Annotated in this window: 4 protein-coding genes; all 4 read left to right on the top strand. The window is 45.1% G+C overall.

Going from position 1 to position 12,638, the window contains the following annotated elements; genetic code table 11:
* The first annotated feature begins 513 nt into the window (after nt 1-513).
* The 4 genes from DWU89_RS04740 to DWU89_RS04725 all read left to right on the top strand — a co-directional run bounded on the left by DWU89_RS04740 (nt 514) and on the right by DWU89_RS04725 (nt 12,637).
* A complete protein-coding gene (locus DWU89_RS04740) occupies nt 514-3,453 on the top strand; it encodes a DEAD/DEAH box helicase (RefSeq protein ID WP_115498526.1) in 2,940 nt (979 codons plus the stop codon).
* A 121-nt stretch (nt 3,454-3,574) separates the two neighbouring features.
* A complete protein-coding gene (locus DWU89_RS04735; protein WP_115498525.1) occupies nt 3,575-7,576 on the top strand; it encodes a hybrid sensor histidine kinase/response regulator transcription factor in 4,002 nt (1,333 codons plus the stop codon).
* A gap of 162 nt (nt 7,577-7,738) precedes the next feature.
* Nucleotides 7,739-10,885, top strand: coding sequence for a SusC/RagA family TonB-linked outer membrane protein (locus DWU89_RS04730; protein WP_115498524.1), 3,147 nt, complete (start codon nt 7,739-7,741; stop codon nt 10,883-10,885).
* 12 nt (nt 10,886-10,897) lie between these two features.
* Nucleotides 10,898-12,637, top strand: coding sequence for a RagB/SusD family nutrient uptake outer membrane protein (locus DWU89_RS04725; protein ID WP_115498523.1), 1,740 nt, complete (start codon nt 10,898-10,900; stop codon nt 12,635-12,637).
* Nucleotide 12,638: the final 1 nt, after the last annotated feature.

The raw sequence follows: 12,638 nt of genomic DNA, 5'->3' as shown, positions 1-12,638 counted from the left end.
TAAAGCTTAACTCCCGGAGAATCGAATATTTGAAAATAAAACGGACGGCGTTCCAAATATCGCAAGGAAATTCAGGTGCTTTTTTGCCATGAAAACGGTCCTCTTTTCAATTACGACCGTCCAAATCGCCATTACGACCGTGCTAATCTTCGCGAGGTGCCGAGTGCACTACCTATTAGCACGGTCGTGATAGCAAAGAGGACGGTCGTAATTGTTGAAAACGCTCGAAAAAGTCGAAAAAGCCCCTTTTTAACGTTGAAAAAGCGGATTAACATTTGTTTGGTTTCGGATGCCTTTCGAGCCTGAAAAATGCGTTTTATACAATAAGCCCCCTACGGTATTGGCGTCGGATCCGACTATTTCTATCACGGGTAGAACCATATCATGCTCATCTCCCGCTTGCTGCACGGTATGATTGCTTTCTTGTAGGCATATTTAATCCTGTGAATGAAAAGTGTGACGTTTGCCGGATAAACAAAAGAACCTTATCTTTGTAAGATTTAAGTAAAAGATATGTCCGAAGGTCGCCAGCTAATAGTTACAATCAATAATCATCCCGTTTTCGGGGCGCTCCTTGTCCCGTATCTGGCGAAAGAGGTTTCGCTGGGTGTGCTCGAGGCGGAAGAAAAAGCAACTTTCACGCAGGAAAGCAGCCTCTCTGCGGCGGAGAAAAAGATCATTTCCCTGGCCCAGTGTTACGAGGAAAAGAATCTGATGAAGAACTATTCGAAGGAACGCACGATCAATGCTTTCCTGGCGAAATTATCCGATCCTTCCCGGATGGCTCCGGTACGGACTTATATCGACCGGAAGCAACGGGAAATTATCGAATTGCTCCGGGCGTCGGTCATTCCTTTGTATATAAGGGAAACAGCCACAAAACTCCTCTACGAGCATCACCGGGTCTTTGTGTCCGACAGCCTCGCAGAGGCCTTTTTCCGGTTTGAGCTGGATGAGCGGGTGTTCCGCTATTCCGTCAATTGCGAAATGGAGGACCGCCTGGTCACTTTGCAGAAAAAGAAACCGGTTCTTGTCTTATGCTCCCGTCCGGCTATCCTGGTTTTGGGGCGCGATCTGCTTGTTTTCAAACGGATCGAGATGCCGCGATTGAACCCTTTTCTGGAAAAGACCTTTGTGGAAGTGCCGGCTTCCGAAACCCGCAGGTATTTGGAGAAGATCGTATTGCCGACGATGGTGCGCTATCCGGTGAGTGCTTCGGGGTTCGATATGGTGGTGGAGTATCGCCCGTGTGTGGCCGAGCTGTCGGTGACACCTTCCGTTCTGGACCGCCCGCTTTTGCAACTGCGTTTCTGTTATGGCGATAAATATTTTTCTCCGGGGGAAGAGATGCAACGTTGTTATCCTCGCCTGGAAGAAGAAGAGGGGAAGCCGGTTATCCGTTATTTTAAGCGGAATCGGCATAAAGAGCAGGACTGTGTCGACCGGCTGGCCGGTTATGGTTTTACGCAGGTCGGAGATATGCAGTTTACCGCTTCCGGCTGTGTTTCGGAGTATGCGCTTGTCGAATGGCTCCATGAACACAGAGAAGAGCTGGAGTCTTATTTTGCATTGGACATTTCCGGTTCGGGCAATACCTATTATGTGGGAGATATCCTTCTGAAACAAGATATAGCGGATATGCCCGACTGGTTCGAGATACGCATAACCGTGCAGATCGGGGAGTTTACTTTTCCGTTTGTCCGTTTCCGGAAACATATTATGGAAGGAGACCGTTTGTTTAAACTGCCTGACGGGAAAATAGCCTTGTTGCCGGAAGAGTGGTTTGAGAAATACGGCGATCTTTTCAGTTTTAGCAGCGAACAGGAAGAGAAGCTGCGTGTCCGGAAGATGCATCTCGGACTGGTTGACGGCTTACGGGAAAATACCGGTCCGGCTGTTTCGCGGGAATATGTGAAAAGAGAAGATATTCCGGTCCCGCCGCGTATCCGTGCCGCGCTCCGCCCTTATCAGCGGGAAGGTTTTACATGGATGGCTCATTTGGCGGCGAATGGTTTTGGTGGTTGCTTGGCAGACGATATGGGATTGGGCAAGACTTTACAGACGATCACTTTGCTGCAACATCTGTATGATCCGTCGGCCCCTGAAGTGCACCAAGTGGTGAAAACAGCGCTTCCCCCGGTTTCCATAGCTGATAAATTCGGGCAGTTTTCCCTTTTTGGGGATGAGGGAGATGCGATGCAGTCTGATTTTATAGTCCGTACGGCTGTGCCGGAAAAAGTACAGGCTTCGTTGGTTGTGGTGCCTGCCTCCCTGCTTCCGAACTGGAAGAGGGAGATACAGCGCTTTAGCTCGTTGCGGGTGTATGAGTATGCCGGTGAGCAGCGAAGCCGGGAGCCGTGGAAGAAGTTCGACCGTTATCCGGTTGTGCTGACGACCTACGGCCTTTTGCGGCGGGATATTGAATTGCTTGAAAATTATACCTTTAAATATGTGATACTGGATGAAAGCCAGAACATCAAGAACCCCGATTCGGTGTCTTATCATGCCGTTATCCGCCTGAAATGCGATAACCGGTTGGTGTTGACCGGCACTCCGATCGAAAATTCGCTGAAGGACTTGTGGGCGCAGTTCAACTTCATTAATCCCGGGCTATTGGGAACATTGGCTGATTTTAGGAACCGTTTTGTCAACCCGATCGTAAAAGAAGGCAACGAGCGTGCGCGGCAGCGGTTGCAACAGTTGATATCTCCGTTTTTACTGCGCCGCACCAAAGAGCAGGTTGCTCCCGAGTTGCCTGCATTGATGGAAGAGGTGGTCTATTGCGATATGCCGGAAGAGCAGCAGGGACTTTATAAGAAAGAGAAAAATACCTTGCGTAATTCCTTGCTTGAGGAATGGCATAAAAACAAGATTATTGCTCTGAACGGTATCACCCGCCTTCGCCAGCTTGCCAACCATCCCGGTATGATCCTGCCGGAATACACCGGAAGTTCCGGGAAGATGGAGCAGGTATTGGAGGCCTATGAAACGCTGTTGAGCGAGGGGCATAAGGTTTTGATATTCTCATCGTTTGTCACGCATCTGAAATTGTTTGCCGCCGAGTTTGAGGCACGTGGCTGGAAATATGCCCTGCTGACCGGAAGCACTGTCGACCGGGAAAGCGAGATTGCCCGTTTCTCCCGCGATCGCGAAGTTTCCGCTTTCTTCATTTCCTTGAAAGCCGGTGGTGTGGGACTTAACCTGACGGAGGCCGATTATGTGTTCATCCTGGACCCCTGGTGGAACCCGGCAGCCGAGATGCAGGCCGAAAGCCGTGCACATCGTATCGGACAGCAAAAACAGGTATTCGTCTACCGCTTCATCACTTCCGGCACGATAGAAGAGAAAATCCGTCAGCTGCAAGAACGCAAAAGCGCCCTGTCCGACCGCTTCATCACCGAAAACGACCCGTTGGAACAGTTGACGGACGAGGAGTGGAAGGAGTTGATATAGGAAAAAGTATGAAACAATATTATCTGGATATAATGTAAATATCACTATCTTTGCGTATATCATCGCATGATATAGTGAAGGAGATACGAGAAGATTATTTTATCCAGTTTGTGCAAATAATATGAAAAAGCTACTACTTTTCTTGTGTTTTTTATTTATTCGCCAGGCCATCTATCCGGTCTATTTTAAGCATCTCGGCATGAGTGACGGCTTGTCGCAGGTTTCCGTTATGTCTATTTATCAGGATCAGTTGGGGCGAATGTGGTTTGGAACACGTGAGGGTGTTAGCATCTATGACGGGGAGCGGATGCGGGTGTATAAAGGTTGGGAGAATTTAGATCCGGAAAGCTCTATAAATGTTTTGCTTGGACACGAATGCGATCATCTTGTAGGTAACAGGCAGGGGGATATATTCTTTAGGGCATGTGATTCTTTGGTAAGATATGATATCCGGGAAGAGAAGTTTTATGTGGTTGGGAGTTATAAAGCCAAAACGGTAACTTCTTCAGACGGGGATGTATGGACAGGCTATGAAAATATGATATGCCGATATGATGACAAAGGAGATAGCTTACAGCTTTGCATAAAAGAAAATATTCCGGATATTTCCTGTCTCCAGATTGCAAAAAAGAAGATTTGGATAGGCACGTATGAAGGATTATATGTAATTGAGGAGGGGAAAAAGGTTCGTTGCCTGATAGATGGACCGGAGTTCTATCGTTTATTTGAAAGTTCTACGGGAGAGATATGGGCCGGTTGCCGTACCGGAGGGCTGTATAGGATAACACCGGATGAGAAAATAACTTGGTATTCGGATACAAATCCGGCGCCTTATCATGTGGAGAGCAGCCAGATAAGGGGTTTTGCCGAAGACCGGTTTGGCAATATCTGGTTCGGTACGTTCATGGGATTGCATAAATATAATCCCTATACGGATCAGTTTACAGTATATCAACGGGACCATTTGCCGGGTAGTTTGTCACATTCTTCCGTATTTTCAGTCTTTATAGATGCGCAGGAGACAATATGGGTGGGCACTTATTATGGAGGTGTAAACTATTTCAACCCGGAGAGGGAAATATTTGCTCATTATACAGATAATCCTTTACGGAAAGAATGCCTGAATTATTCATTTGTCGGGCATTTAGCTGAAGATAAAGATGGAAATATCTGGATATGTACGGAAGGGGGAGGCCTGAATTTTATGGATCGTAAAACACGGACTTTCAAATATTTCACAGCCGGTCATCCTAATTCCGTATTACAGAATAATTTGAAAAGTATTGCATACGATGAAAAGCGGCACAGGCTGTATATCGGGACACATCATGGAGGGCTTTCCAGATATGATATAAAAACCGGTCTTTTTCATAATTACCTGAATGATTATGAAGAAGGAGATATGAAGCCGGACGGTATTATTTTCCATACAATGATTCATAACGATAGACTGTATGTAAGTGCGATGAACGGGACGTTTGTGATGGATCTCGATACGGATAAATTCAAATGGTTATGCAGGAATGCCCAAAGTTTTACAATTGATAAAGAAGAAAATATATGGATTCTGATTGGTACGTCACTTATCCGCATGGAGCTGGCAAATCCTGATAATCAGAAAAATTATGCTCTCCCTCGATATGGTATCCAGTTTGAGCCAAAACGGATTATAACAACCCATGATGGAAATATCTATTGTGTTGTTTTGGGAGGCGGTTTATACCGGTACGACAAACAGGCTGATTCGTTTATCCATTATTCGCAAGGAAGTGGACATCTATTGAGCAATTATTGTTACAATGTTGCAGAAACAAATTCCGGAGAACTTTTGGTTACCAGTGATAAAGGGGTTACATTTCTGAATCCTTCCAACGGGAAGGCAAGGTTTGCCACATTGGGGGCAAACCTGCCTATCACTTCTATTGCGGATGGATGTGGTATTTTGGTGTGCCGGAATAATGAATTGTTTGTTGGAGGCAATGATGGGCTTACATCTTTTTACCAGGAAGATTTGGATAAGAAAGAAAAAAATTATTCTTTATATTTTTCAGAACTGTATATCCATAATAAAAGAATATATCCGGGGGCGGTTTCGGGCGACATCCTGAAAGAGGCATTTCCGTTTAGTGAGTCTATTCATCTGAATCATGGGCAAAACAACTTGATTATAAATTTTGCTACTACAAACTATATTGATATTCAGAAGAATAATGAATATCAGTATAAATTGATCGGATTTGATAAAGATTGGGTTTCTTCTTCGTCTTCAAGTATTTATTATACGAATTTGGATCCTGGGAAATATACGTTACAGGTTCGTGAAAAAAATCTGTCTCAACATTTGATGAACAGGCGTGAAATATCTTTAGATATCCGGATTGCCCAGCCTTGGTATAATACGGGGTGGGCATGGGCTTTGTATGTCCTGACAACTTTTACAATTACTTATTTGACTGTACGAACTGTAAATGCACGGCGGAAGTTGGCTTTATCTCTTCAAAAAGAAAGGGAGGAAAAAGAACGTAATGAAGAACTGAATCAGGCGAAATTGCGTTTCTTTACCAACATCAGCCATGAATTCAGGACTCCGCTTACGCTTATTATCAGTCAGATAGATATGCTTTTCCAAAGTTCTTCACTCCCTCCGACTTTGTATAACCGGATTATCAAAATCAGTAAAAATGCAAACCGGATGCGGAACATGATTTCCGAACTGTTGGAGTTCCGGAAGTTGGAGCAGAACTATGTTTCGTTGCATGTATGTGAACAGAACCTGATTCCTTTCTTGAAGGATATTTATCTGTCTTATTGTGAATTGTCCGTTCAACAGACAATTACATTTAATTTCAACACAGAAGAGGATGACATTCTGTTATGGTTTGATTCGAATCAATTGCAGAAAGTGTTTTATAATCTTTTATCCAACGCTTTTAAATATACGAAACCCGGAGGAGTTGTTGAGCTGTATATCTCTTCAAATGATAATGATGTTAAGATTAAAGTGATCGATACGGGTATCGGTCTTTCGGCTGAGGATGTGTCCCATATTTTTGATCGTTTCTATCAGGCAGAAAACGGAAAGCAGCTTTCCAATTCCAATCCGGGTACTGGACTCGGACTGGCGTTAAGCAAAAATATAGTCAATCTTCATCATGGAGATATTACGGTGCAAAGTCAATTAGGGTATGGAACGATTTTTACAATTACGTTATTAAAAGGAAGATCGCATTTTGAAAATGATAAAAGCACGATTCTTTTGGAAAGTGTGGAGGAACCTGTGATAAAGGGAGAATCACTGCCGGACTCTATTTCTCCGGAAGAATATGAAGAAATAAACAATGCCTTCCCTGACTTGAAGTCTGGTTCTTATAAGGTTTTGATCGTTGAAGATAATGAGGAGTTGTTACAGATATTAAATACATTGTTTATTCCGTTTTATCAGGTAATATTAGCCCGGAACGGGCAAGAAGGGTTGCAGATGGCAAATGAAGAAAAGCCGGACCTGGTGGTCAGTGACGTTATGATGCCCCTGATGAGCGGTATGGAGATGTGTATGAAGATCAAGAATAATATCGATCTCTGCCATATTCCTGTTGTCTTGTTGACCGCTCTTGATTCGGTCGAGTATAATATAGAAGGACTTCAGCAGGGGGCGGATGATTATATCAGTAAGCCTTTCCACGCAAAAGTTTTATTGATGCGTTGTAATAACTTGATCCGGAACCGTCTGTTGCTGAAATCCAGATTGACCAAGCAGGTCGATTTTGATGTACAGTTGTTGGCTTCCACTTCCTTGGATCAAGAGCTATTGAACCATCTCGTTGAGGTTGTTGATAAATCTATGGGAGAACCGGATTTTGATGTAAATGTTCTTGCCAGGGAGTTGAATATGGGGCGTAGTTCTTTCTTTACAAAAATCAAGAACCTTACCGGCATGACGCCAAGTGAGTTTATACAAAATCAACGTATTAAACGTGCGGCAACTTTGTTGCGGGAACGGCCGGATATGTTGGTAAGCGAAATCTCGGATCAACTTGGATTTGTCTCTACCGTATATTTTAGCCGTTGTTTTAAAGCGAAATTCGGAATTTCACCTGCCCAATTCCGGAAAAAAGACAGCTAAGAATAGGCGTTATTCGCTAAGCGTTTATATTCAAACAGTTAATTCTTCTATTTGGACTGTGTGTGCATAAGAAACGGACGCTCTGTATAGGTCCGCTTTTTTATGTCCCGCTACATTTGCCTCCAGAGATTAGCAAAATTTATTAATCTAAATCTACTATTTATGATGAATGATTTAAACATTCCTTTCTTTAGGAAAACGATGTTTGCGGGAGTAGCCACACTATTCTTGTCAACAGGAGTTACCCAGGCCAATCCGGTTAGTGCCGGGGAGGATACAGCGGAAAAACACGTGATGACGTCATCTCAGCAATCGAAAGTGACAATTACGGGAACAGTTAAAGACGTACTCGGTCCGGTAATCGGGGCGAATGTTGTGGAAAAGGGGACTACAAACGGAACGGTTACGGATATGGAAGGCCGTTTCTCTTTGCAGGTATCTCCGGATGCCATATTGACCATTTCCTATATTGGTTATGTGGATCAAACGATACCGGTGAATGGCAAGAGTGTGGTCTCGGTTTTGTTAAAAGAAGATTTCCAAGCATTGGACGAGGTGGTTGTCGTTGGATACGGAACGCAGAAAAAGGTGAATATGACCGGTTCGGTCGCTTCGGTAGACATGAGCAAAATGGTGGATAGCCGTCCGATCACATCTCTTTCTGCCGGGCTTGCCGGTATGGCGGCGGGTGTTTCTGTCACAGCCGGCAGTGGAGGTCGGCCGGGTAATGATGGTGCGACGATCCGTGTACGCGGCCAGGGAACACTGAATGATTCCAATCCGTTGGTGATCATCGACGGAGTGGAAGCCAGCATGAACAACATCAACCCGCTGGATGTTGAAAGCATCTCGGTATTGAAAGATGCGGCTTCGTCAGCCATTTATGGATCCCGTGCCGCTAACGGTGTTATTTTGATCACTACCCGTAAGGGGAAATCAGGTGAAGCAAAAATATCTTATAACGGTTACGTCACCATGCAGAAAGTGGCGCACCGTATCGACTTGGTCTCCAATTATGCCGATTATATGGAACTGTATAACGAAGGACAACTCAATAGTGACCTTCCCGCTATTTTCAGCCAAGAGAAAATCGACGAGTGGCGGGCTGCCGGTGACAGCGATCCTGTCAAATATCCGAACTCCGACTGGCAGGATGCTCTTTTCCAGACCGGATGGATGCAAAACCATACGATCAATATTAATGGAGGTTCTGATAAGATCCATTATTATATTTCCGGCAATTATATGAACAACCCGGGTGTCATGGAAAATTCCGGGTACGAACGTTACAGTGCCCGTGTCAATTTGGATGCAGAAGTCAAAGATTGGTTCACGATCGGTGTCAATGCCTATGGGATTCGGGGGAAAGAAGAGTTAGGGTTGTTAAAGACCGAATCGAATGATAATTTCTATACTTATATGCAAGCCACTACGCCAGGTATTTGTTATCAAGCGCCTGATGGCCGGTATGGTGGTGTAAATAATCCGGAAGATGACCCGCAGAGTAGCTCCAACAATGTCTTGAAGATGTTGAACGACGTCAAAGGAAACCGTACAACCAATAATATCGTTTCCCGCTTTTATGCTCAGTTGAGGCCATTGAAGGGGCTGACGATCGAGGGGTCTTATACCTACGCTTTTTCCGACCAGTTCCTGTATCAACAGCCTGTCTTCCATGATCTGTGGAATTTGTATGACAATACGCTACAGATTGCCGGAACCGGAGTTACGAAGGTAATCAACCGTAATAATAAGACTGTTCGCAACAACATGGACGGATTGATTAAATATGAAACCAGTATCAACCGGCTGAATATCCAAGCGACAGTTGGTGCCAGCCAGGAATCTTACCGTAATAATTGGTTTGAAGCTTCCAGAGAAAAGTTGACCTCTTCGGAATTGACGGAGTTAAATGCCGCCACTGCCAACGCTACGGCAACAGGAACCTACTCCGATTGGTCTATGCGTTCATTCTTCGGGCGAATCAATCTGAACTGGAATGAGAAATATCTGTTGGAAGCCAATCTTCGTGCTGATGCCTCTTCCCGTTTTGCAAAGAAGTACCGTTGGGGCTATTTCCCTTCTTTTTCGTTAGGTTGGCGCATGGAACAGGAAGCTTTCATGAAAGATATTTCATGGCTTAACCAGTTAAAACTCCGTGCTTCGTATGGTTCGTTGGGAAACAATGCTGTGGGTAATTATGACTACCAGATGTATTACCAAGCATCTAATTATGTTCTGAATGACGCTTTGCAGATCGGTATGGCACAACGCGCGCTTTCGAATGCAGCATTGACTTGGGAAACCTCTTATATCACGAATTTTGGTGTGGATTTCGCTTTATTCTCTAAATTGAGCGGGACCGTCGATGCTTTTGTCAAAAAGACAAAAGGGATTCTGATCGAATTGCCGGCGCCATTGGTACATGGTAATGCCACCGTTCCCAAATCCAACGCGGCCGAAGTCCGTAACCGGGGTGTTGAACTAAGTTTGAATTGGAATGATAAAGTTGGAGCTGTCAATTACTTCATCGGAGGAAATTTCTCATACGTCAAAAACAAAGTGACGAAATTTAAAGGAGAAGAAATGGCTCTTAATGGTACCAATATGATTCTTGAAGGAGAGCCGATCAATGTACAATATGTGCTTTCTGTAGACCGGATCGTCCAAACGAAAGAAGATATGGCAATCGTGGAAGCTATGGAAGCCAACAATCCGGATGCTTTTAAACAATACAAGAAGCCGGAATATGGAGATTTTCTATATAAAGATATCGACGGGGATGGATGTATCACGGATGACGATAAGATCAAAGTCGGAAACGGTACTAATCCGACATTCACTTTCGGCTTTAATTTCGGTGCTAACTGGAAAGGGTGGGATTTCACTTGTATCTTGCAAGGTGCTACCGGATTGAAAACCTATTGGAGCGGATTGGACGGTGCCAGCTATTGGCCGCAGGTACGCCGGGGTAACCAGATCAACAAGACTATTGCAGACGGCCGCTGGTATCCGGGCCGTACGGATGCAACCTATCCGCGCCTCCTGAACTATACGGACGGCCGGAATCGCGTGGCAAGCGACTTCTGGATACAGGATAAGTCTTATTTGAGGGTGAAGAACGTTCAGTTGGGATATACGGTGCCGAAACGCCTCTCTCAAAAGCTCCTGATTGAGAACTTCCGTTTATATGTCAGCATCGACAATGCCTTAACCTTTACAGGATATAAGGGATTGGATCCTGAAGTGTCGGGAACGAAATATCCGACTATGCGATTAACGACATTTGGTTTGAACCTTACATTTTAATTAGTTGAAGACATGAAAAAGATTATAATATATTTGACTGCAACACTTTTCTCCGTTATTACATTCACCGGTTGCTATGATTTGGAGACCTATCCGGGAGATAAGGTTAACGAAGGGACATTCTATAAAACCGATGAACATGCCCACCAGGGGTTGATGGGTATCTACGGCATGTTGCGCCTGAACGAGGCATATGGCTACCAGTTCTGTTTCGACCATTTGGGAGATATAGCCTACGGATATAACTATTATATGATGTATCTGGCGACCTATACTGACCGTGACGGAACGATTCAGGCTCATTGGCAGACCTATTATGACGGCATACATCGTGCCAACACCTTTATCCGTTCGGTAAGGGGAATGAACGGCATTATCTCCGAAGAACAGATCAATGTGTACGTGGCGGAAGCCAAGTTTCTCCGTGCGGTGTTCTATTTCACCTTAACCGACCTTTTCGGTGGTGTACCCTATTATGACGAGTCGACCAACGTCAATGAAGAGTTTATGAACTTGAAGAGGCCGAGAAGTAGTCTTGAAGAGGTACGTGCCCATATTCTGGAGGATCTGGATGAGGCGATCAAGTATCTTCCCGTCAATCATGCTGCCAGCGAATATGGGCGTGCTACCAAAGGTGCTGCCTACGCCCTGCGTGGCAAGGTGCATCTTTATGACAAGGAGTGGCAATCAGCTATCAACGATTTCGAGGAGATCGTCTATAACAAATCCGATAATTATGGGTATGCCCTCGATGACGATTATGCCCGTGTCTTCAAACTTTATAACGGAGCGAAAAGCTCGGAAACAGTCTTTTCAATCCAGAACAAGAGTGGTGTCGGTACGGAGTATGGTATGCAGATACAGGCCTTGATGGGTTGTCGTAGTGCTTACGGAAGTTGTTGGAATAATACGGTTCCTTCTACGCAATTGGTGGATATGTATGAATTCAAGGATGGCCGTCCATTCGATTGGGACGAGGTCTTCCCCGGCTATAACACTATGACACCCGATGAGCGCAAAGATCTTCTCAGCGTTGAGATGGATGGATCGGGGACTGTCGTAGGTATTCGTGAGGCAGATACCGCCAAGATACTGAGCGCTTATACTTGCCGCGATCCACGTCTGATGGCTACCGTGATCGTCCCTTATTCCCACTATATGGGGAACATTGGCCGGACAACCAATGTCGATCTGATCTTTGCCCTGGATCACAATCTGTCGGGGAATGCTAATGGTGGTACACTTCAGAACAATGCAGGTTGGGTCTCTTATCTCTATCGGAAATTCGTGACTGAAGGAGACCAGGGCGGTGCGATCAGTAATCGTCTGCATACGCCGTTCGCTTTCCCCTTGATCCGTTTTGCCGATGTCCTCTTGATGCTTTCGGAGGCCTATAATGAGGCGGGGCAGTTGGACAAAGCCGTGACCGAATTCAATAAAGTCCGTGCCCGTGTCGATATGCCGGGTTTGAACTCCGGTCCCGCGTGGATGGCTGTCAGTAACAAGGAGCAGATGGCTGAACGAATCCGCAAAGAACGCGCTGTAGAGTTTGCCGGAGAAGGACTTCGCTTCAGCGACTTGCGCCGTTGGGGATATGAGGTTGCCCGCAAAGCGCTTGATAATGTCGATGCCGTCAATATTTATGGTGAACTGATTTATACTCATCTATTTACTGAACGTGATATGCTTTGGCCTATACCAGGTGTAGAACGGGAACGGAATGAGGCGTTGACACAAAATCCGGGGTGGTAAG

The sequence above is a fragment of the Parabacteroides acidifaciens genome, from assembly GCF_003363715.1.
GTDB lineage: Bacteria > Bacteroidota > Bacteroidia > Bacteroidales > Tannerellaceae > Parabacteroides > Parabacteroides acidifaciens.
The sequence above is the reverse complement of the archived record's forward strand: the minus strand, read 5'-3'. Positions and strand labels throughout refer to the sequence as shown.

Bases quoted from the DNA above. Each gene is read 5' to 3' on its own strand.
- DWU89_RS04740 (WP_115498526.1), top strand. From the start codon at position 514: ATGTCCGAAGGTCGCCAGCTAATAGTTACAATCAATAATCATCCCGTT.
- DWU89_RS04735 (WP_115498525.1), top strand. From the start codon at position 3,575: ATGAAAAAGCTACTACTTTTCTTGTGTTTTTTATTTATTCGCCAGGCC.
- DWU89_RS04730 (WP_115498524.1), top strand. From the start codon at position 7,739: ATGATGAATGATTTAAACATTCCTTTCTTTAGGAAAACGATGTTTGCG.
- DWU89_RS04725 (WP_115498523.1), top strand. From the start codon at position 10,898: ATGAAAAAGATTATAATATATTTGACTGCAACACTTTTCTCCGTTATT.